This is a genomic window from Cytobacillus sp. EB106-05-05-XG126 (assembly GCF_058791715.1).
Genome location: NZ_JBYTDU010000014.1, coordinates 39,078 through 59,564, shown reverse-complemented (window position 1 = coordinate 59,564; position 20,487 = coordinate 39,078). Strand labels below are relative to the sequence as shown.

General features: G+C 38.7%; 23 protein-coding genes. 18 read left to right on the top strand and 5 right to left on the bottom strand.

Features of this window, described 5'->3' with window-relative positions:
- Positions 1-195 precede the first annotated feature (195 nt).
- Together AC3WTL_RS21935 and AC3WTL_RS21930 are read left to right on the top strand one after the other, a co-directional pair.
- Positions 196-831, top strand: a complete 636-nt coding sequence (locus tag AC3WTL_RS21935) for a DUF4871 domain-containing protein (RefSeq protein WP_492370044.1) — start codon at positions 196-198, stop codon at positions 829-831.
- A 720-nt stretch (positions 832-1,551) separates the two neighbouring features.
- Positions 1,552-1,953, top strand: coding sequence for a hypothetical protein (locus tag AC3WTL_RS21930; protein WP_492370043.1), 402 nt, complete (start codon positions 1,552-1,554; stop codon positions 1,951-1,953).
- A 456-nt stretch (positions 1,954-2,409) separates the two neighbouring features.
- On the opposite strand, the gene AC3WTL_RS21925 is transcribed toward AC3WTL_RS21930, so the two are convergent.
- On the bottom strand, positions 2,410-3,009 hold the full coding sequence (locus AC3WTL_RS21925) for a hypothetical protein (protein WP_492370042.1): 600 nt from the start codon (positions 3,007-3,009) through the stop codon (positions 2,410-2,412).
- A gap of 146 nt (positions 3,010-3,155) precedes the next feature.
- Between AC3WTL_RS21925 and AC3WTL_RS21920 the strand changes: the two genes are divergently transcribed.
- The 7 genes from AC3WTL_RS21920 (at position 3,156) to AC3WTL_RS21890 (ending at position 8,987) form a co-directional block, all read left to right on the top strand.
- Entirely contained in the window at positions 3,156-3,293 is a 138-nt protein-coding gene (locus tag AC3WTL_RS21920; RefSeq protein ID WP_492370041.1) for a hypothetical protein, read from the top strand.
- Positions 3,294-3,799: 506 nt separating this feature from the next.
- Positions 3,800-4,249 carry a MarR family winged helix-turn-helix transcriptional regulator gene (locus AC3WTL_RS21915; RefSeq protein WP_492370040.1) on the top strand — a complete coding sequence of 150 codons (450 nt, stop codon included), beginning with the start codon at positions 3,800-3,802 and terminating at the stop codon, positions 4,247-4,249.
- 52 nt (positions 4,250-4,301) lie between these two features.
- On the top strand, positions 4,302-5,369 hold the full coding sequence (locus AC3WTL_RS21910) for an NAD(P)-binding domain-containing protein (protein WP_492370039.1): 1,068 nt from the start codon (positions 4,302-4,304) through the stop codon (positions 5,367-5,369).
- A 105-nt stretch (positions 5,370-5,474) separates the two neighbouring features.
- On the top strand, positions 5,475-6,869 hold the full coding sequence (locus tag AC3WTL_RS21905) for an NAD(P)-binding domain-containing protein (RefSeq protein WP_492370038.1): 1,395 nt from the start codon (positions 5,475-5,477) through the stop codon (positions 6,867-6,869).
- A 60-nt stretch (positions 6,870-6,929) separates the two neighbouring features.
- Positions 6,930-7,139, top strand: coding sequence for a hypothetical protein (locus AC3WTL_RS21900; RefSeq protein WP_263600282.1), 210 nt, complete (start codon positions 6,930-6,932; stop codon positions 7,137-7,139).
- Between the two features lie 32 nt (positions 7,140-7,171).
- On the top strand, positions 7,172-8,431 hold the full coding sequence (locus tag AC3WTL_RS21895; RefSeq protein WP_492370037.1) for an MFS transporter: 1,260 nt from the start codon (positions 7,172-7,174) through the stop codon (positions 8,429-8,431).
- Positions 8,432-8,489: 58 nt separating this feature from the next.
- The gene (locus AC3WTL_RS21890; protein ID WP_492370036.1) at positions 8,490-8,987 is read left to right on the top strand and encodes an arsinothricin resistance N-acetyltransferase ArsN1 family A; all 498 of its coding nucleotides are present in this window, start codon (positions 8,490-8,492) and stop codon (positions 8,985-8,987) included.
- Positions 8,988-9,032: 45 nt separating this feature from the next.
- Here the strand turns inward: AC3WTL_RS21890 and AC3WTL_RS21885 are convergent, their stop codons facing one another.
- Positions 9,033-10,652 (bottom strand): Na/Pi cotransporter family protein, encoded by a 1,620-nt coding sequence (locus AC3WTL_RS21885; RefSeq protein WP_492370035.1) that lies wholly within the window; start codon positions 10,650-10,652, stop codon positions 9,033-9,035.
- Between the two features lie 400 nt (positions 10,653-11,052).
- Between AC3WTL_RS21885 and AC3WTL_RS21880 the strand changes: the two genes are divergently transcribed.
- The 7 genes from AC3WTL_RS21880 to AC3WTL_RS21850 all read left to right on the top strand — a co-directional run bounded on the left by AC3WTL_RS21880 (position 11,053) and on the right by AC3WTL_RS21850 (position 16,789).
- Positions 11,053-11,397: an ArsR/SmtB family transcription factor gene (locus tag AC3WTL_RS21880; RefSeq protein ID WP_492370034.1), complete on the top strand. Its 345-nt coding sequence runs from the start codon at positions 11,053-11,055 to the stop codon at positions 11,395-11,397.
- Between the two features lie 14 nt (positions 11,398-11,411).
- Complete coding sequence (locus tag AC3WTL_RS21875) at positions 11,412-12,707, top strand: arsenic transporter (protein ID WP_492370033.1); 1,296 nt, start codon at positions 11,412-11,414, stop codon at positions 12,705-12,707.
- Between the two features lie 29 nt (positions 12,708-12,736).
- Positions 12,737-13,156, top strand: a complete 420-nt coding sequence (gene arsC / locus AC3WTL_RS21870; RefSeq protein WP_019381026.1) for an arsenate reductase (thioredoxin) — start codon at positions 12,737-12,739, stop codon at positions 13,154-13,156.
- A 90-nt stretch (positions 13,157-13,246) separates the two neighbouring features.
- Positions 13,247-13,600 (top strand): arsenite efflux transporter metallochaperone ArsD, encoded by a 354-nt coding sequence (gene arsD, locus AC3WTL_RS21865; RefSeq protein WP_251172292.1) that lies wholly within the window; start codon positions 13,247-13,249, stop codon positions 13,598-13,600.
- Between the two features lie 21 nt (positions 13,601-13,621).
- Entirely contained in the window at positions 13,622-15,394 is a 1,773-nt protein-coding gene (gene arsA / locus AC3WTL_RS21860) for an arsenical pump-driving ATPase (protein ID WP_492370032.1), read from the top strand.
- Positions 15,395-15,407: 13 nt separating this feature from the next.
- Positions 15,408-16,355 carry a thioredoxin-disulfide reductase gene (gene trxB, locus AC3WTL_RS21855; RefSeq protein WP_492370031.1) on the top strand — a complete coding sequence of 316 codons (948 nt, stop codon included), beginning with the start codon at positions 15,408-15,410 and terminating at the stop codon, positions 16,353-16,355.
- A gap of 14 nt (positions 16,356-16,369) precedes the next feature.
- Positions 16,370-16,789, top strand: coding sequence for a protein-tyrosine phosphatase family protein (locus AC3WTL_RS21850; protein ID WP_492370030.1), 420 nt, complete (start codon positions 16,370-16,372; stop codon positions 16,787-16,789).
- 407 nt (positions 16,790-17,196) lie between these two features.
- On the opposite strand, the gene AC3WTL_RS21845 is transcribed toward AC3WTL_RS21850, so the two are convergent.
- Together AC3WTL_RS21845 and AC3WTL_RS21840 are read right to left on the bottom strand one after the other, a co-directional pair.
- Positions 17,197-17,391 (bottom strand): hypothetical protein, encoded by a 195-nt coding sequence (locus AC3WTL_RS21845; protein ID WP_492370029.1) that lies wholly within the window; start codon positions 17,389-17,391, stop codon positions 17,197-17,199.
- A gap of 52 nt (positions 17,392-17,443) precedes the next feature.
- The gene (locus AC3WTL_RS21840) at positions 17,444-17,770 is read right to left on the bottom strand and encodes an ArsR/SmtB family transcription factor (RefSeq protein ID WP_492370028.1); all 327 of its coding nucleotides are present in this window, start codon (positions 17,768-17,770) and stop codon (positions 17,444-17,446) included.
- Positions 17,771-17,961: 191 nt separating this feature from the next.
- Here AC3WTL_RS21840 and AC3WTL_RS21835 point away from each other — a divergent pair, with 191 nt between their 5' ends.
- A complete protein-coding gene (locus tag AC3WTL_RS21835; RefSeq protein ID WP_492370027.1) occupies positions 17,962-18,111 on the top strand; it encodes a hypothetical protein in 150 nt (49 codons plus the stop codon).
- Positions 18,112-18,164: 53 nt separating this feature from the next.
- Positions 18,165-18,608 (top strand): ArsI/CadI family heavy metal resistance metalloenzyme, encoded by a 444-nt coding sequence (locus AC3WTL_RS21830; RefSeq protein ID WP_492370026.1) that lies wholly within the window; start codon positions 18,165-18,167, stop codon positions 18,606-18,608.
- Between the two features lie 582 nt (positions 18,609-19,190).
- On the opposite strand, the gene AC3WTL_RS21825 is transcribed toward AC3WTL_RS21830, so the two are convergent.
- Entirely contained in the window at positions 19,191-20,474 is a 1,284-nt protein-coding gene (locus AC3WTL_RS21825) for an MFS transporter (protein ID WP_492370025.1), read from the bottom strand.
- Positions 20,475-20,487 lie beyond the last annotated feature (13 nt).

Below are 20,487 nucleotides of genomic sequence, written 5' to 3'. Positions count from 1 at the left end.
TCTACCCTGGCTACTGATATAATAAGACCAAATAAAAAATGGTCAACCAGAAATATCTGGTGACCTTATAATACGAAAGGGGCAGTATAGGTGAAGAGGAAATTGTATATATTCACTTTTTTTACATAAAGTTGAAACGAAGATGGGGGTTAAACGTCTATTTATATATAAAGCACCTGAATGAAAGGAGTAAATATGAGGTCATTTTATTTTTTAGGAATTTGCTTACTGCTGCTTACTGGTTGTTCGTTTGAAGAAAATAATGCAAAATATGTAAAAGCTAAAGAGCCAACTTATGAAGAAGATGCCAAAAAAAGCAACTCTACTAAAATTCCTCCTGGTAATCCATCAGAGCAGACACCTACTTTTACAATAAATGAAAAAGTAAAAGATGTACTGATGCTTTATGAGGTTAGAGGAGAAAGAGGTAAGTTTGGTTTTTTGGAAATACCGCTGATAAAAGGGAAAGACAATCAATTGGATTGGCTATTTTGGACATCCGATAACCAGCAGCTTACGGGAAACCTAAAGATAAAAGGGAAGAATCAAGAGACGGGACAAGACTTTGTATCCAAAGGAAAAATTATTAATAAAGAAAAATCGATAAAAGATTTACCTAAAAAATATAAACCATTGCCCTTAAATGATAATAATTCATTCAAAGCAGCAAAAAAGAATGAATTTACTCCAACATCAATAGCCTCAACTTCAATTACTTTTCCGGAATCGGGTATGTGGGAATTAGAGGTATTAGTGAATGAAAAAGTGATCGGGATTATGAAGGTTTTCGTAAAAGATAGTGAGGCAGGTATACATTATTTGAAAAATTAATTGATGATGAAAAAATAGAGCTGCCAAAACCAGGTGGCTCTTTCTTATTCAAGAAAAGGGTCAGCATCCCTGTAATAAGTTTGTGAAGAAATGTACTTAAACAAACGGGTGCTTTTATTTAAGAAGGGAACCAAATATTTCTAGTTAGAAAAAGGAATGTCTTCAAAATTGAGACATTCCTTTGGATTTTCTAGAGTATAACCTACTCATTATTATATTATGCCAGGGCTGTGTGCCTTTTAGTTGTCATGAAAAAAGAGGACATTCATTGACCGGAACGCATGATAACAATCCCAAAAGGGAAACGTAAAAAAGAGTGAATTATGTTAATTCAACGGATGTAAAATAATGGAATAAATGTTCGTATAATACAAATTAACGCATTTTATAAACCTTTTAAAAAAGTGTCCAAATCCTTGGTATATAAGGGATTGGGCATTATTTTAATTATATCATATTTAACGTTAAGAAGGATTAACGCTTATTTTATGAATTAACGCTTGTAGGTGCAACCGATAATCAAAGTTCCCTTTTGATGTGGATTTTTTTATTCACTAAAGGGTGAGTGAAGTGAAAAAATCGTCTTGACTATTTAGGAGGGGAGGAGAATACCTTAAAAAGAGAAATGAATATGAAAATAAAAAGTAACTGGTGGTTTGGGATGGAAAGGGAATGAAGCCTTTCCCTGGTGAATATTGTTTTACAAAGGGAGGGGTCACTATGCCCAAATTTGCTGATAGAGTGTATGAATGTTTGAAAACCTTAAAGGATAAGGAGATATTCCTTGAATTAAAAACTGAAAGCTCCACTTTTTACTCCAATTCAAAGAAACTAAAGTTAAATAAGTCAGGGAATACGCTAACCTTTGTTTGCTATAAAGATGTTAAGTTAGAGCTTAACCTGGGCAGCGTGAAGCATTATTCATTTATGCTCGATAAAGAAAACAATTGCGAAAGAACCTCAATTGAAACCGAGAACAATGAATCATTGAATATTTTCCTAAACGTCGAGGATTACAATTCGTTCAAGAATAAATCAGAGGATCCCTTTAACATTTTTAGCAGCGATGAGGAAGACTTCATAAGATTTGGTGACAATGAGATAAGCATTGAAAAAGTCTGAGACTTTTATCTCGGCTTTTTTATTTAAGGGTTAATCACTAACCTTTTTTCGAATAACTCTTTTCTTTCTTTGTATTGCCCGCTTTCAACGTACTCGATATATCTTTGTATTTTTTCCCAAGTTTTGATTTTGGATAACGGTACCGGATCGAAGGGAGGATAAGGAGTTGATCGAACAGGTGGCCAAAGCCCAATGCTTTAACATCTGGTCGAACTGACACACTTAGATTATTACGTATTATGTAATACTCTTACGTAAAAACAAATCATTTCACCATTCTGTGTGTTGTTGTTTCTGAGTCTGAAGGGGGATACCAGGCATACAGTCGGTCGCTATGATCATACAGGTGAAAACCGGACAGAGACTCTGTCCGGTTTTTTTGTAAGTTTCAAAGATAAATAGTGATTCGACTAATCGGCGAAAAGAAAACACCTCTCCAAAGAAAGGTGTTTTGTATTAGTTGTCGTGTTTTATAAACGACTCTAGTTCTTTCACCTTGTCGCCATTCGTTAAGTGTGACACTCCAAAAGATGTCCCTTTGCCGTCCTTATTAATTGCGACGTCCAAATCATTGAGTAATTGTTTCATATATTGATACGCCGTTTCCATACTTGCCGGCACCGGTTTCCAATCCTCAGCATGTTCAAGATTGTCCTTTTCTTTCCCCGTATCATCGATATGGGCGGACCGTTCAAATTGATTATGACTGATTCCAGCAGCAAGCATACGCAAGTTGGCAAAGTCTTCATCAAAACTTTCATTTTTGTCATCAATATAATGTTGCATATTTTTATAGAGATCTTCGGCCTTTGTGTAATAAACAAACCCAACATCTTCTTGCTCTAGTTCTTCAAAACTTTCCTCCGGTGCTCGATTGAACTCCGCTGCCATTTCAGCAATCCATTCTTTTGCTTCTGGAGAAAATTCAACAGTATCATTTTCAACCGCGGTTGGCACATCGTCCGCTTTCGCAACCGATTTGCCGTCATTTCCATTACATGCCGTCAACAATCCGGCTGCCAACATACCGACCAATCCGATTTTTATGACTTTCAAAAACAGTCCTCCATTTAATGAAATATTTTAGATGTCCATTATATTCCTCTTTTAAAACCTATACAAGAGTTCTCGCAATGTTTTGAACTTAACTATGATATACTTTCTGCGTATAGGTTCTCAAAGGTAAGGGAGAGTTAAATCAAATGATCAAACGTAATAGGATTGCTATCATCGGCCTTGGTGTCAGCATTTTACTTCTGCTAATACTATTGGTGAAGGATGCAAAAAGTGTTTACGTTCAACTGGGTCCCCAAACAGTGGCAGCAGTCATCATACAATAAGCATCTTGCTCATTATTGCAGCCGTTTGTTCAGCTTTATATATGTTAAAGGGTAAAGGAATGAAATGGATTGTGATAGGGGTGGGGTTATTTTTCATACTACTGACTAGCACACCGAATCTATTCACAGAGACCAAATACACCACTTTCTCCTCACCGGGAGGGGGTTAAAAATACGGCTGCGCGAGCGCACGCCCGGCTAATCGTGCGATTGTTACCTATTATGTAATACTCTTACGGAATAGGATTCATAACCACCGCGTCGTCATCCTAAAAGGCAATTGTACGGGGTGTATTCGCTTCTTTTATTGAGGGAGGTTTGTGAAATAAGAAACGAACGCCTTGGGCTTTCTATAAAGTAAGCATAGATTTAATGCTTTATTTAGATATAGAGAAATTTTCCTGCCATTAAATCATGCTTTCCTTAACAATGTAAGGCGGATTTTCTTGTAAAATAGTTGCATATTGCAAATATTTTTCATATAATGTGAATAAGAGGTGAAAATATTGGAAAATCTTCGTGGGATGTTTCAAGTAATGACACGCCGATTTGGTTTGCTTAATAAAAATTGCTGCAGTGTTGGTGGATGCGATATTTCCCTCATTCAAAGTCACATTCTTTATGAGATAGATAATCAACATAAGCCATCTATGCAACAAATTGCGGAAACCTTGGGGACTGATATTACTACTTTTAGTCGGCAGGTACAATCATTAGTGAAAATGAACTTAGTAAAGAAAACACCAGACCCAGATGATAAACGGATTAGTATTCTTTCTCTGACTACAGAGGGAAAATATATCGCAGCGACAATTGATCAACAAATGAATTCATTTTTAAATGAGGTTTTTTCCCAGATGAATGAGTTTGAAAGAGAAACGGTTATCCGTTCAATTCATTTATTAAATAACGCAATGGCAAAGTCCAGTGCATGCTGCAAACCAATACAGGGGTAATTCCCTTGTATCTAATACTTGCAAAATGCAAATAAACGAAAGGAGGATTCATATGAGTAACGTTTGGGAGGCTATAGTTATTGGCGGGGGGCAAGCTGGTCTTGCAACAGGATATTATTTGCAAAAGGAAGGGCTAGACTATTTAATCTTGGAAGCAAATGAGCAGACTACTGGTTCCTGGCCTAAATATTATGACAGCCTCAAACTATTTTCTCCTGCAAGATTTTCATCATTACCTGGGATGAAATTCCCTGGAGATCCTAATCATTATCCCTCAAAAATGGAATTAATTGATTACTTAATGGATTATAAAAAACACTTTAACCTGTCTGTTATGGCCAATCAAAGGGTCGTATCCGTAAAGAGCAAGGCTCAAGTATTTGAGGTGCTAACAGAATCGGGTGAGACATTCCATGCTCGGACTATTATCAACGCAACTGGTTCTTTTAATAATCCATTTATTCCTTTTATAAAAGGGCAAGAGACCTTTCAGGGACGTATTATTCATTCATCAGATTATAGAAATCCGGACCCTTTTATAAATCATAGAGTGCTTGTTGTGGGAAGTAGGAATTCGGCAGTGCAGATTGCTATTGAGTTGGCAGAGGTAAGTAAAACAACACTAGCTGTACGAAAGCCGGTTCAATTAATAAGACAAAGATTTTTGGGGCAGGATCTGCACTTTTGGATAAGGGCTATTGGGATAGATACATTCCCTTTCTGGCGATTTGGCAAAAAGCCACCGATTTCGAGTTCAGTAGCCAATCTTAATAATTACGAAGAACGATTGGCATCTGGGAAACCTAATCAACAACCCATGTTTATTTCCTTTTATGACAATGGGGTAATTTGGCCAGACGGAACAAAAGAACAGGTAGACACTGTCATTTATGCTACAGGTTTCCGTTTTAACCTTGATTACTTAAGCGATCTAGGTGCCCTCGATAACGAGGGGAAACCCATGGAAATCGCTGGGATAAGCACCTCGGTGTCAGGACTATATTATGTGGGGCTAGAAGGACAGCGGTCATTTGCTTCTGCAACATTAAGAGGGGTTGGTCCCGATTCACGGTTTATCGTTAGAAAGCTGCGGCGACATTTGAAAAATAATAGGTATTAAAAGATTAAACAATTGTTTTATTGTTTTTCTCAAAACAATTCATTTATACAGTAATACTAATACTGATCTATCAATTATCCAATTAAATGAAAAGAGGAGATTAATATGACGAAGGAGGCAAATAATATTCTAATTAGTGGAAACGGATGCTGCGGTACAAATGTAAGCTTATCAACTCAAAGTATTACGATAAATAATGAAACAAGTAAGCTACCTGTTGCAGTTATAGGAGGTGGGCCTGTAGGCCTGGCAGCTGCAGCCCATTTAGCAAAAAATAGGATTCCCTTTATCCTTTTAGAAGCTGGTTCACAAATAGGTGCAAATATTTTAACTTGGGGCCATGTACGCTTATTCTCACCTTGGCAATACAATGTTGATAAAGCTGCTAAGGACTTATTATATACCAGTGGTTGGATTCATCCGGAATTAGAAAGTTTGCCGACTGGGCAGGAGCTGGTGGAACTGTATTTGCAGCCATTGGCTATGGTACCTGAAATTAAACCATTCGTTCATCACAATACTAAAGTTTTATCGATTGGCAGAAAAGATATGGATAAAATGAAAACATCAAATCGGGAAAAAGCCCCATTCATTATCCATACTGAAAGTAATACAGAGTACAAAACATTTGAAGCCAAGGCAGTGATAGATGCTACAGGGACATGGGGAAACCCCAACCCTTCTGTCTCAAGTGGTATATGGCTCACTGAAGAAAAATCCCTTAAGGATAAAATATTCTATGGAATACCAGATATTCTAGGGAAGGAACAGCAACGTTATGCAAATAAACGAATAGCTGTTGTTGGAGGTGGCCATTCAGCTATAAACGCTTTATTAGATTTGGCCAAATTGAAAGAATCTTATCCTGAAACGGAGATTTTATGGATTATGAGAAGGGAGCGAGTTGAGGATGCCTATGGCGGTGAAGAAAAAGATGCTCTTGAAGCTCGCGGCCTTCTCGGAAGCAGAATTCACAATCTGGTAGATAATCAGCAAGTGAAGGTCATTACTCCATTCCGAATCCAATTAGTCAAAAAGTTAGAAGAGGGAATCGAGTTAATAGGCAGCCAAAATGGCAAGCAGAGCAGCCTTGATGGGATCGACGAAATGATTGTTAATACTGGAAGCCGTCCGGATTTTTCAATCGTAAATGAACTTCGTACTTCTATAGACACTGCTACTGAAAGTGTAGAAGCTTTAGCACCATTAATCGATCCTAATATTCATAGTTGCGGTACTGTTCGTCCTCATGGAGAAAAGGAATTAAGACAGCCTGAGAAAGATTTTTATATTGTAGGTGCAAAAAGCTATGGGCGTGCTCCAACCTTCTTGATGGCGACAGGATATGAACAAGTTAGATCAGTGGTGGCTTATTTAAGTGGTGACTTGGCAGCTGCTGAAAAAGTGGAGTTAGATTTACCAGAAACAGGTGTCTGCAGCGTCAATCTTAATAGTAAAAGTTCCTCTTGTGATGAACCTGCGTCTTCTTGCTGCAATTAATAACAATTATTAAAGGGGAAGCCTGCGGCTCCCCTAAAGACTAATCTAAAGGTGATGCAAATGACTATTAATCATGCCGGAACGCTCAAAAAGGAATATTTTATTTCTTATATGAATTTAATTATGAATGCTTTTGGATGTTCAATTGAGGAAGCTAAAGAAAGAACCTTCGAACGGCTGTTTCGTTTAAAGGAAAATGATATGGGTCAGGAAACCTTCTCACAATTTCTCTTGGCTTATCAAGAATTATTGAACCAATCTAATGATTAAAGAAATTATTATATCTTCTGAAAGGATGAACCATGGTGACTATTAAAGATAAAATGTCTTCAAATACTATTATAATAGTCGCCTTAATCACAGCTTTAAGTCTCCTAGGAGATTCCATGCTGTACATTGCCTTGCCTATCTATTGGGAAACTGCAGGCCTTGAATCAATTTGGCAAGTTGGTGTGCTACTTTCTATAAATCGCTTCATAAGATTGCCTTTTAATCCTTTGGTTGGTTGGATGTATAAACGTATTTCATTGAAGACTGGACTAATAATAGCTGTTCTGTTAGGCGGATTTACTACGATAGGTTATGGTGTTTTCGAGGGTTTTATCGCCTGGGTAATCCTTCGTGCAGTATGGGGGATTGCCTGGTCATTTTTTCGAATTGGCGGATTATCGGTTGTTGCCCTATATGCTGATAACAATAAGCGGGGAAGTTCCATGGGGCTATATAATGGACTCTACCGAACAGGAAGTTTAGTGGGTATGCTGATTGGAGGTCTGTTAGTTCCGATCATAGGCTTAAGCACGGTTTCAGTTGGATTTGGTTTTTTGACCCTTTTGGGTCTTCCTTTAATTTTGAAATCTAATTTAACTCAGGATAATGAGACTTCTGAAGAGAAAGGTGAAATCAATAAAAGTAAGCCTTTCATTGGAAAGACAGGGTATAAAGTATCCATTATCGTTTCAGGCTTTCTCATTGCTATGTTATATCAAGGGATATTAACATCCACTCTGAGTTCCATGATTGAACATTTTTACGGAGAGCATATTTCAATATTGAATGTAGTTGTTAGTGTAACGTTATTATCAGGCATAATCCAAGCAGTTAGATGGGCTTGGGAGCCTTTCCTGGGAAGGACTGTTGGGCACTGGTCTGATGGTTCTCGAGGAAGGTTGCCAATTTTTATTGTTTCCTTAATTTTTGCAGGGATTGTCTTTGGAATGATATCTATTAGACTTCCGTTAGGGTTATGGATAGTCATTACTCTATTAGTGATGGCTGGAGCTACAATTTTAACTACCATTCTGGACACGATTGCTCTGGACACAGCAAAGACTGCAAACGTGGTTTCTTTCCTTACCATATACTCCATCTCCCAAGATGTAGGGGCAGCTTTAGGACCAGCACTTAGTTACATATTAATACAGTTAGAGGCTGGTTTTAACTTTATATATTGGGGTGGTGCAGTAACACTCCTTATTTTAGCTATTATATGGTCAGTTTTAGCAAAAAGGTTAAATACATTTATCAATGACTATGATAAAGGGTTCAACAAAGCTTATTAAAGGTCGTATGATATAAAAGTATATAACATGATTAATCGGCACGAGTGGAGGAACTTTAATGATAAGTGAAGCAGTTGTTCGGGGAGCCAGGGAGTCAGATTTAAAAGCTATTTTGGCTATATATAATCAAGGAATAGAAGATCGGATTGCAACGTTAGAAACAGAGATAAAAGATTCTTCATATATGAAAGAATGGTTCAAGCAGCATCAATATAGATATAGTGTAGTGATTGCAGAAGAGGGAAGAAACATAATTGGCTGGGCTTCCTTAAATCCATATAATAATCGTAGTGCATATGATGGGGTTGCAGATATATCAGTTTATATCTCCAGGGAAGCCAGAGGCAAAGGCGTAGGGGCAAAACTTCTTTCCACTTTGGAAGACAAAGCCAGAGAAAATAACTATCACAAATTAGTTTTATTTACTTTCCCAGTTAACGGTTTAGGGCAAGGGCTTTATAAAAAAATGGGTTTTCGGGAAGTTGGTATTTTTCAAAACCAAGGTGTTTTAGATGGGAAATTTGTTGATGTAATGGCTATGGAAAAACTTCTATAAACCTGCTTTCACAAAAAAGTGGCGGCTAAACAGCCGCCATTTAGTTTATTCTTCCCCTGTAAGAATTTGAGCAATATTTACCGCATGGTCTCCTATGCGTTCTAAATTGCTGATAATGTCAACAAATACAATGCTGGCAGCACCAACGCATGCTCCTGAATGTGTTCGCAGGATGTGTTTTTTCCTTAGGATTCTTTCCATTTTATCAATTTTATCTTCATTAGCTAAGACTTGATGGGCAAGGGCTAAGTCCTCTTTATCCAAGGCATTGATTGCCTGATTTAAGGTGGTAATGGTTAAATCGAACATTTCCTGTAAATCACTATATGCATCTTCTGAGAATGACACAGATTTTTCAATGCGGTAATCAATTAATTCTTTTATATTCTCAACGTGATCCCCGACGCGCTCCAAATCACGAATAGTATCGTAATAATGGGCGTATTTAGCGGATTCCTCAGCAGATAAATCACTCGACCCAATCTGAACAAGGAAATCAGATATTTTCTTGTCCAGATTATTCGTTGCATCTTCTAATTGGAGTACTAATTCCCCGTGCTGCTTTTTATTCGTTTTAAGGTAAGAGAGCACTTCATCCAATCCATTTGAGACAAGTTCCCCCATTCGCAGCAATTCCATTTTAGCCTGCCCTAACGCAACGGAAGGGTTAGATAAAACAAGAGGATCTAAATGCTTAGCTTTATATTCAACTACACTATCCTGTCCTGGTATTAATTTTGTTACGATCCATGCAAGAAACACGATAAATGGAAATTGGATAATGGTGTTTAATACATTAAATAACCCGTGCGCAAATGCAATGGTCATTTCAGGTGAAAGTAATAATTTTTCCTGTAAAGACGCCACAAGCGACGTGTAAGGGATAAAGAAAATTAGGACTAGAATAGTACCTAAAATATTAAAGAGTACGTGAACTAAAGCTGCGCGTCTTGCTGCAACTGAAGCGCCGATTGAAGCAATAACTGCTGTAATGGTTGTCCCAATATTATCACCGAAAAGAACAGGCAGGGCACCATCAAGCGTAAGCGCACCTTGTCCAAATAAGGTTTGAAGCAAACCGATTGATGCCGAAGAACTTTGAACAGCGACGGTAAAGAGTGTTCCAATTACAACACCAAGAAAGGGATTCTCACTCATGCTTATGGTTAAATCAATAAATGCCTGTACCTCTCTTAGTGGCTTTAAAGCATCCCCCATAAGCTCCAATCCTAAAAATAAAGCACCGAAGCCAAAAATGACTTCTCCAATATTTTTGGAAGCTCGCGTCTTGATGAAAAATAAGAAAATAGCTCCGACAAACATAATAGGGAGTGCGTATTCGGAAATTTTAATACCAATAATAAATGCTGTAACTGTTGTTCCGATGTTTGCGCCCATAATAACACCTATTGCCTGACGAAGCGTCATAAAACCAGCACTGACTAAACCAATGGTCAAAACAGTTGTGCCTGTGCTTGTCTGCAAAAGAATCGTTACAAAAATACCTGATAAAATTCCCATAAATGGATTGGTGGTAAAGCGATCTAAAATATCGCGCAAACGGTCTCCTGCTGCTTTTTGGAGACCATCTCCCATCGTCTTAATCCCGAAAAGGAAAATCCCTATACCTCCAAAAAACATAAATAAGATTGTTTGTATATCCATCTTTGTCTCCTTTCATACCCATTGACTTATAATCATATACTTATATAATGATGGTGTAACCAGTTACTAAAGTAACATCAAGATATACGTAAATCAACATTAAATTATAAATATATAACTATTTACTTATTTATAAGTGGAATAGAGGTTAAGTTAATGGCCCAACTTATCATTCCTATCCTTTTCTGTACTTTGTTTTTCTTTGGTGTTATTACCATCCTTAATAAAGTTCAAAGAAGTATGTTACAGGAAAAGGTAACGAAAAAATACAAAAAGTATTATGAGAAACCCTAATAGGAACATATTAAATGTAAAGGTTTTGTTAAAAGAGTTGGATTTGATTGCATATATAAGTGAATTATTATATATTGATATTTGAAAAGGCGGAGGTGAACACAGGATGAAAGTATCCACAGTTGAGATCGATAAAGCAGCAACCATCTTAAAATTATTGGGCGATAAAACGCGATTAACCATGGTGAAAATTCTTGATAACAACGATTGTTGCGTATGTGAATTTGTGGAGATATTTAAAATGAGCCAGCCTGCCATCAGCCAGCATATTCGGAAGTTAAAAGATGCAGGCGTGGTCAGAGAAGCCAGGAGAGGACAATGGATTATTTATTCACTGATTAAGGACAGTGACTACTATCCAATGGTGCACAACCTGCTGGATCACCTTCCAAGTCAGGATTATAAACTAACAGAACTGGAAGAACAGGGACTAAGAATTTCGTGTGAGTAATAGGGGGTATCACATTGACTCAAATTGTATTGGCATCGGTGATATTTTTGATCACCCTCATATTAGTAATATGGCAGCCTAAAGGTTTATCGATTGGATGGTCTGCCTGTGGAGGCGCTATTCTTGCCTTAATTGTGGGAGTAGTTGACTTCAATGATGTCTTAGATGTTACATCGATTGTCTGGAATGCAACGCTTGCTTTCATTGCCATCATTATCATTTCACTCATTTTAGATGAGATTGGATTTTTTGAGTGGGCAGCTCTGCATATGGCAAGAGCTGCAAAAGGAAACGGAGTAAGGATGTTTGTTTATGTTTCCATATTGGGTGCTTTGGTTGCTGCATTCTTCGCAAATGATGGAGCAGCATTGATTCTGACGCCAATTGTTCTTGCGATGGTAAGAAACTTAAAGTTTGAAGAAAAAATGGTTTTTCCATTTATCATTGCGAGCGGATTTATTGCCGATACCACATCGCTGCCATTGGTTGTCAGCAACCTTGTTAATATCGTTTCGGCTGACTTTTTTGGAATCGGATTTGTGGAATTTGCATCCAGAATGATTATTCCAAACTTCTTTTCACTAGCAGCAAGCATCACCGTCTTATACTTATTCTTTAGAAAAAGCATACCGAAGAATTATGATTTATCACATTTGAAAAAACCTGCTGAGGCGGTTCGTGACAGCAAGATGTTCCGTTTGTCCTGGCTTGTGTTAGGAATCCTATTAATAGGCTATTTTGCAAGTGAATTTATTGGCGTGCCAGTTTCCATTATTGCAGGAATTGTAGCGATTTTCTTCCTGCTCATGGCGCGCAGAAGCCCAGCAGTTAATACGCGTACCGTTATCAAAGGCGCACCTTGGGCCATTGTGTTCTTCTCCATCGGAATGTATGTAGTGGTATACGGGCTGAGAAACGTAGGTCTTACTAATGTGTTGGCTGATTTAATTCAAATGACAGCTGACCAGGGATTATTTGCGGCAACCATCGGTATGGGATTCATTGCTGCCATTCTTTCATCTGTGATGAATAATATGCCAACCGTTATGATTGACGCACTGGCTATTGCTGACACCAATACTAGCGGTGTGATCCGAGAAGCACTCATTTATGCGAATGTCATTGGATCTGATTTAGGTCCGAAGATTACACCGATTGGTTCTCTGGCAACCTTACTATGGCTTCATGTGTTGTCTTTAAAGGGAGTTAAAATCTCCTGGGGAACTTACTTTAAAACTGGCATTATATTAACCATTCCAACATTGTTCATTACATTGGTTGGTCTATATATTTGGTTACTGATCATTTAAAAAAACTTACCTAAAAGGAGAATCTCAACATGACTAAAAAAACAATTTACTTTCTATGTACAGGTAACTCTTGCCGCAGCCAGATGGCTGAAGGATGGGCAAAGCAGCATTTAGGTGATGAGTGGAATGTATATAGCGCAGGAATCGAAGCACATGGTTTGAATCCAAATGCGGTAAAGGCAATGAAAGAAGCTGGCATTGATATTTCCAATCAGACTTCTGATATCATTGATCCTGAAATTCTAAATAATGCTGATTTAGTTGTCACACTTTGCGGAGATGCAGCTGACAAATGTCCAATGACTCCTCCTCACGTGAAACGCGAACACTGGGGATTTGATGATCCTGCAAAAGCAGAAGGAACAGATGAAGAAAAATGGGCGTTCTTCCAGCGTGTGCGTGATGAAATTGGCGACCGAATTAAAACGTTTGCCGAAACAGGAAAGTAAAAGAAAATAGCCAAGAGAAATCACTCTCTTGGCTATCCTTTCATCTTATATATAAGTATATGCTTATTTAATTGTAAAGGAGCGAAAATCATGAATAAAATTGAAATCTTTGACCCCGCGCTATGTTGTCCAACGGGTGTGTGCGGACCGAGTGTAGATCCAGAACTAACCAGAATGGCATCGGTTGTCTTCGCATTGGAGAAAAAAGGCTTTGATATTAAACGATACAACCTGGCCAATGAGCCAGCTGTGTTTGCAGACAATAAAGAGGTAAATAAGGTCCTCCATGAAAAGGGACCTGATGCACTGCCAGTTACGTTATTAAACGGAGCAGTCGTGAAGGAAGGAAAGTATCCTTCAAACGATGAACTTGCACAGTGGTTTGAAGTGAAAGTCGAAGATCTCTCTCTCAAAAAGCCAAACGTAAAATTCAAGCTGATCTGAAAATAGGAAGGAGGAAAACTCATGTTTCAACCTTTTGATACAAGGGCGGTAACGAATACGAAATTTCTTTTCTTTACAGGAAAAGGAGGAGTAGGAAAAACGTCAACGGCTTGTGCTTCGGCTGTCAAGCTTGCTGATGAAGGAAAGCGGGTTCTGCTCGTCAGTACGGATCCTGCTTCCAACTTGCAGGATGTTTTAGAGGTAGAGCTAACAAACACACCTATGCCTGTGCCTGGGGTTTCGAATCTTTCTGCCTGTAATCTTGACCCAGAGGAAGCAGCCCGCGCTTATCGCGAAAAGACGATTGGACCTTATCGCGGCAAGCTCCCAGATTCAGTTGTGGCTACAATGGAAGAACAGCTATCAGGTGCCTGTACGGTTGAAATTGCCGCATTTGATGAATTCACTAGTTTGCTTTCAGATGCCTCCGTTGTAGAGGCTTATGATCACATTATTTTTGATACCGCACCAACAGGCCATACTCTTCGTCTCCTTCAGCTGCCAACCGCCTGGAGCGGATTTTTAGAAGAAAGCACGCATGGTGCTTCATGCCTGGGACCACTCTCAGGACTTGCGGAAAAGAAACAGATTTATTCCATTACGATGGAAGCTCTTGCTGATTCGGCCCAAACCACATTAATTCTGGTGGCAAGACCAGATGAATCTTCTTTAGTTGAAGCAAGCCGTGCCGCCAAAGAATTAAAAGAGATTGGCATCAAGAACCAGAGTCTGATTATAAATGGATTAATGCAGTCCCATATTCATGATGATGAGGTTTCAGCTTCATTCTTTCATCGTCAGCGGAACGCCCTAAAACGGATGCCAGACGATCTGAAGCAAGTGGCGACTTATTCACTGCCATTTGTCTCTTATTCCCTTACAGGGATTAAAAATCTGCGCTATTTGTTTAAGCAGTTTATCCTTCCGCAGACTGAATTGGCTATGGAGCAAAATTTGATCAGTTTGCCTGGACTAAGTGAAGTCATTGAAGATTTTTCTTCTACTAATACAAGAGTTATCTTTACAATGGGCAAGGGAGGAGTCGGCAAAACAACAATGGCCTCTGCTATCGCGGTTGGCTTAGCAGAAAAAGGTCACAAAGTCCATTTGACCACAACGGATCCCGCAGCTCATCTCGAATTTGTTTTCCAGAATAGCCAGCTGAATCAGAACCTGAGCATCAGCCGCATCGATCCGAAGAAAGAAGTTGAGGTGTATAAAGCCGAGGTACTATCCAATGTGAGTGATGAACTGGATGATGAGTCTTTAGCTTATATAGAAGAGGATTTAAATTCCCCATGTACAGAGGAGATTGCGGTATTTCGGGCATTTGCAGAAGTCGTGGAGAAATCGAAGGATGAAGTGGTGGTCATTGATACTGCTCCATCAGGACATACCCTCTTGCTACTGGATGCAGCACAGTCCTATCATAAAGAGCTTGCGCGCTCAACGGGTGAAGTCCCTGAAAGTGTAAAAATGCTGCTTCCAAGGTTAAGAAACCCAAAAGAAACAGGTGTGGTGATCGTTACATTGGCTGAAGCAACTCCTGTACTGGAAGCTGGCCGTTTGCAGGATGATTTAAAGCGGGCAGATATCACGCCTAAGTGGTGGCTAATTAACCAAAGTCTATATGCAACAGAAACAAAAGATCCTGTTCTAAAAGGAAGAACAAATGCTGAGATCAACTGGATTGAAAAAGTGACCAATGAGCTAAGTGAAAAATGTGCCATTGTTCCATTACAGAGCGAAGAAGGCACTGGATACCAGGAATTAAAGAAGTTTATTAACCAATAGCGGAGGGATTAAGATGGAGAAGGTCGTTATTTTAGGGACAGGTCCAGCAGGATTAACCGCAGCCATTTATTTAGCGCGTGCAAATATGAAGCCAATAGTAATCGAAGGTACGCAGCCAGGAGGACAATTGACGTTAACAACCGAAGTAGAGAATTTTCCAGGGTTTGTAGACGGGGTAATGGGTCCTGAATTAATGGACAATATGCGAAAGCAGGCAGAAAGATTTGGAGCTGAGTTTAAAAGAGGATGGGTTACGGAAACGGATCTTTCCAAGAAGCCATTTACACTAAAAGTGAGCGGTATAGGAGAAATACAGACGGAAGCGCTGATTCTTTCCACTGGTGCATCCGCTAAACTTCTAGGCATTCCTGGTGAATCAGAAAATATTGGACGGGGAGTCAGCACCTGTGCGACTTGTGACGGATTCTTTTATCGCGGCAAGAAAGTGATTATCGTTGGCGGCGGAGATTCGGCTATGGAAGAAGCCAGCTTCTTAACAAAGTTTGCTTCAGAAGTCACGATTGTTCACCGCCGTGATGAACTTCGGGCTTCAAAGATTATGCAGGAACGTGCCAAGGAGAATGCGAAAATAACTTGGGCGCTCAACAATACGCCGATTGAAGTGGTATCCGATGGAATGAAAGTGACAGGCTTAAAAGTTCGAGACAATTTGACAGGAAAAGAAGAAGTGATCGAAACAGACGGGATTTTCGTTGCGATTGGACATACGCCAAATACGGCTTTCCTTAATGGACAAATCGAAACGGATGAAACAGGCTATATTAATGTGGTACCTGGAACAACGGAAACCAATATCCCTGGCGTTTTTGCATGCGGTGATGTACAGGATAAGAAATACCGCCAGGCAATTACAGCTGCAGGAACAGGATGCATGGCAGCACTTGATGCCGAACGATACCTGGAAGGAACGGCAACACACGATTGGAGCAAATCACTATAAAAGGAGGGAGCATCATGACAAAAAACTATCATGAATTAATAAAAGATCGTATTTACATTGGTGGAGCAGATGATGTAAAAGAGATGTTGAGAAATGAAAAAGCAGAGGTAATTTTTGATTTGCGGGCAGAGGCTCCAGAAGCGGACTATGATCGAATTCATAGTCCCATTGTGGATGATGCAGAAAATCAGGATGAATCCATTAAGCAGTCTATTGAGCATGTGGTAAATGCCTATAATGAGGGGAAAAAAGTGTACTTCCACTGTGCGGGAGGAAGCAACCGCACTGGAACTGTTGCAATTGGATCATTGTTATCGCTAGGAAAAGCTAAGACTATCGAAGAAGCAGAAGCGATGGCGAAGGCCGCACGTCCTAAAATCAATGTAAAACCAGAAATGAAAGAGTCCCTTCATCGTCTTTTCCCTAATGCTTAATGGTAAAATGGTTTGAGGCTTCATTTAATATAAATTAGAGGTGAGGAGAACATGAATATTACAGATCAGGCTCGTGATTTCTTGAAACAGTTGTTTGAAGAACACAATGCCCAAAACGTACGTTTTTATTTTGCAGGCTTTGGCTGAGGACAGCCAAAGGTAGGACTGGCTCTGGATGAGCCAGGTGAAGAGGATAAAATTAGTGAGATTAACGGCATCACAGTGGCAATTGATCCTAACATTGAAAACGTAACACAATATCTTGTTTTGGATTTTAGCCAAGAAGCGAATGGACTTGTGCTATTGGGGAATGAAAGTGACTGCTGCTAAATAATTAAAGGAGCTTGGTGAACACCAGCTCCTTTAACTTTTCATCCAAAAATTACACCAATCCATTGTTATTCATACTAGCATTCGCAAAGGCAAACACATTGATTTTGTTTGCTTGGTTCTGAGGCTTTTTTTACTGAAGAGAACTTCGTGACAAGTTTTCTAAAAAAGGATTCCTCATTTAAGTTTGCAAATTTCCATGCCTCATTAGACATTCTTTCAATTTCCTGCTGTTTTGTTTTAATGATCAATTCATAATTGTAATAATCCATCTTTAACTCCTCCTTATTAATCAAAAAAAATTGATATATATTTTAAAAAAATTTAGCAGCAAGTAGGTTTAAACAAGCAGCATAATTCTGAGGATAATAAGTGATTTAATTCTTCTTGATTCAGCTCGTAAAAACTCCAGGTGCCTTTTGTTTCTTTTTTGATGATATTTGCATCCAGTAAGATCTTTAAATGATAGGATAGTTTGGATTGGCTCATTTCTATTAGTGGAGCGAGATCACATACGCACATGGAGCCATTCTGGGTTAATATATTCATAATTTGAAGTCGCTTTTTATCTGCTATGGCTTTAAACTTTCCCTCATAATGCTCAAAAAGTTCGTCTGTCGATTGATTTTGATTTGTCATTTCAGATTTCATTGCACCCACTCTTTCTTTAATCAAAAATTCTTGATGAGTTAATCATATATCCAAAATTTTCATATGTCAATCTGTAAAATCAAAATAATTTGATAAACCGGTTGCGTTTAGAAATAATTGCTAATATACTTTAATTATAAATCAAAAAAAATTGATTTAAAGTCAAAAACTAAAAAAGGGAGCTGTTAAAGATGAATATTATTAACAAGTTTACAGGCAAATCCTCTAAGTCATCTGGCTGCTGTGATAATGAAATCAAGGAGGCAACGACACAGGAAGACCACTGCTGCGGATCTTCGAAGGTACAGTCTTCCTACAGCGTCACATCTGATGAACAATAGTCCTCTTGCTGCTAATATAAAAAAATCTTAAAGGACCTAAAGGAGCGATTAGTATGAAGGTACACGTAGGAATTAATGTAACGGACTTAAATCAATCAATTGAATTCTACTCAAAAGTATTTAATGCTGAACCAATAAAAGTAAAAGAAGATTATGCAAAGTTTTTATTGGAAGATCCAGGTCTTAATTTCACCTTGAATTTAAAGGATAAGGTTTCAGGAAACCAGGTGGGGCACTTTGGTTTTCAGGTCGAAAATCGGGAAGAAGTATTCCAGCACAAAGAACGATTAGAGAAACTCGGCTTCTTTGCCCGTGAAGAAATGGATGTTACTTGCTGCTATGCTACCCAGGATAAATTTTGGGTGACGGATCCTGACGGAAACGAATGGGAGTTTTTCTATACAAAAGCTGATGTGGAGTCAATGAAGACTGATTCCTCCTGCTGCGCGCCACAACCAGTCAAAATTGAAATTAATAACTCTTCGTGCTGTTCATAATGGCAAAAAAACGCTGAGATCTCAGCGTTTTTATTTTTCCTATGGCATAGAAATGGGAGTGAGTTCTGATAAGGAACAGGAGTAGTTCTATCTACCAATCAAACTTTTTAATAATAGTGAATGTCTATTAAATTGCAAATCGTACTGAGGGAATGGATATGCTACAAAAACAGCACAAGCTTTAAATAAATCTGCAATTAATAAAAACATTTCCACATAATAGTTGATTGTGCTCGTATTTTAAATCTAATCAAGCTCCATGAAGAGTTATTCACAAACTTGGAAAAGAGAAGAAGGTGGCTAAATGGGCCAAATGAGGAAACTTACTATTGGATGAGTTTGTGAAGTTATGTACTTAAACAAACGGGCGTTTTTTTTTGAATAAGATACGGCCCTGGGAGCCAAAATAAAGGAGTTGGTAAGAACCAACTCCTCTTTTTTCAGTTATTTAATAAAAATAAAACGTTTCTTGTGATGAGTATGAGAAAGTCATGGTAGATGCAATAGCAGTTAGATTAACGAGCGTACCGTTAACTTAATTATTTCTTTTTGTTGAAAAAATAATAGGAAATAAAACCAATATTATTCATTTGGTTTTACTGGTTTACGTGCCAAAAGTGAACTAATAATTGCAAGTCCAGGCAATAGCATGGTCAAATACAATATTTCTTTATATCCTCCAAATATATCATAGGCAATTCCAAAAGGAAGCGGACCTAGAGCGGATCCAATAACCATGACAGTCATGGCAGTGCCTTTTATGCTGCCTAGGTATTGTCTGCCAAAAAAACTGGGCCATACATAGTTTAAGGCAATCCTTTCAAAGCCCCCGCTTATACCCCAAAGAACGCCAAAGATAATGGCGACTGTTACATTATTAGCGAACAGCAAAACGAGCATAAAGATGATTTCTCCGAGGAAAATCCCTGCTAATACATAGTTTACTTTTACCTTATCCAGGATGAATCCTGCTGCCAGTGTAATTGGAAAACCGATAATGGCCATTAAGCTTAATACTAGAGCGGCAATGCCAGGTGATATTTTCTGTATGCCAAAGATGGATATTAAATGAAAAGTGAGCCCTGTATTCACTAATGCAGGTATAGCTACACAGAAGAGAAGCAGCCAATAAGCTTTTGTTTTCATTGCTTCTTTTAGCGTCCAATTTACTTCTAAGTCAACATCAGTATAACTTTCACCTGTTTCTCCAGGTTTTAAAATTGGTTTTGCTCGTCCATCAGGAAGAATGCCAATATCTTCAGGTTTGTTTCGAATAAGGAAATAAGCAAGCGGAACAAATATTAACAGCAGAGCAACTCCCCATACCTGCCAAGAAATAGCCCAGCCCCATTTATTAACCAGCCATGCATTGAGTGGAGGAAATATAGCTGAGCTTGAGAATCCTCCTATTGCCATCAAGCTTAATGCTTTTCCCCGCTTGGTGATAAACCATTGAGGAACAAGAGTATTTGGTATAAGAGTCATGGAACCTTGACCAAGAAGCCTTAACAAGAAGAAGCCTATAAAAAGCATGGCGGTATTAGCAACAATGCTGTTCCAAAAACAAGCGAGTGCAAGGCTGAATCCAACGAATACGGCCATCTTCCGCTGTCCATGCTTATCGATAAAGCGGCCGACAAAAAGCATGCATAAGCCCGCTGCAAGAGTAGCTGCAGAGTAGACTGCGGATACTTGTGAACGGCTCCAGCCAAAATCACGAATGTAAGAATCAATAAAAACGGAAATAGAGTAGGTTTGTCCGGGACCAGAGAAAAATACACCTAGTGCTGAAATTAGGACAATCATCCAGCCGTAGTAAAAAGGTGTAGAAACAGGAGCCGCCATTTTTTGTGATTGTGCTTTCATGATATAACCTCCT

Excerpts from the sequence above, each read along its gene's own strand:
- AC3WTL_RS21845 (WP_492370029.1), bottom strand. The coding sequence starts at position 17,391 with ATGGATTATTACAATTATGAATTGATCATTAAAACAAAACAGCAGGAA.
- AC3WTL_RS21835 (WP_492370027.1), top strand. The coding sequence starts at position 17,962 with ATGAATATTATTAACAAGTTTACAGGCAAATCCTCTAAGTCATCTGGC.
- AC3WTL_RS21930 (WP_492370043.1), top strand. The coding sequence starts at position 1,552 with ATGCCCAAATTTGCTGATAGAGTGTATGAATGTTTGAAAACCTTAAAG.
- AC3WTL_RS21935 (WP_492370044.1), top strand. The coding sequence starts at position 196 with ATGAGGTCATTTTATTTTTTAGGAATTTGCTTACTGCTGCTTACTGGT.
- AC3WTL_RS21905 (WP_492370038.1), top strand. The coding sequence starts at position 5,475 with ATGACGAAGGAGGCAAATAATATTCTAATTAGTGGAAACGGATGCTGC.
- AC3WTL_RS21890 (WP_492370036.1), top strand. The coding sequence starts at position 8,490 with ATGATAAGTGAAGCAGTTGTTCGGGGAGCCAGGGAGTCAGATTTAAAA.
- AC3WTL_RS21895 (WP_492370037.1), top strand. The coding sequence starts at position 7,172 with ATGGTGACTATTAAAGATAAAATGTCTTCAAATACTATTATAATAGTC.
- arsC (WP_019381026.1), top strand. The coding sequence starts at position 12,737 with ATGACTAAAAAAACAATTTACTTTCTATGTACAGGTAACTCTTGCCGC.
- AC3WTL_RS21910 (WP_492370039.1), top strand. The coding sequence starts at position 4,302 with ATGAGTAACGTTTGGGAGGCTATAGTTATTGGCGGGGGGCAAGCTGGT.
- arsA (WP_492370032.1), top strand. The coding sequence starts at position 13,622 with ATGTTTCAACCTTTTGATACAAGGGCGGTAACGAATACGAAATTTCTT.
- AC3WTL_RS21840 (WP_492370028.1), bottom strand. The coding sequence starts at position 17,770 with ATGAAATCTGAAATGACAAATCAAAATCAATCGACAGACGAACTTTTT.
- trxB (WP_492370031.1), top strand. The coding sequence starts at position 15,408 with ATGGAGAAGGTCGTTATTTTAGGGACAGGTCCAGCAGGATTAACCGCA.
- AC3WTL_RS21920 (WP_492370041.1), top strand. The coding sequence starts at position 3,156 with ATGATCAAACGTAATAGGATTGCTATCATCGGCCTTGGTGTCAGCATT.
- arsD (WP_251172292.1), top strand. The coding sequence starts at position 13,247 with ATGAATAAAATTGAAATCTTTGACCCCGCGCTATGTTGTCCAACGGGT.
- AC3WTL_RS21850 (WP_492370030.1), top strand. The coding sequence starts at position 16,370 with ATGACAAAAAACTATCATGAATTAATAAAAGATCGTATTTACATTGGT.
- AC3WTL_RS21830 (WP_492370026.1), top strand. The coding sequence starts at position 18,165 with ATGAAGGTACACGTAGGAATTAATGTAACGGACTTAAATCAATCAATT.
- AC3WTL_RS21825 (WP_492370025.1), bottom strand. The coding sequence starts at position 20,474 with ATGAAAGCACAATCACAAAAAATGGCGGCTCCTGTTTCTACACCTTTT.
- AC3WTL_RS21880 (WP_492370034.1), top strand. The coding sequence starts at position 11,053 with ATGAAAGTATCCACAGTTGAGATCGATAAAGCAGCAACCATCTTAAAA.
- AC3WTL_RS21885 (WP_492370035.1), bottom strand. The coding sequence starts at position 10,652 with ATGGATATACAAACAATCTTATTTATGTTTTTTGGAGGTATAGGGATT.
- AC3WTL_RS21900 (WP_263600282.1), top strand. The coding sequence starts at position 6,930 with ATGACTATTAATCATGCCGGAACGCTCAAAAAGGAATATTTTATTTCT.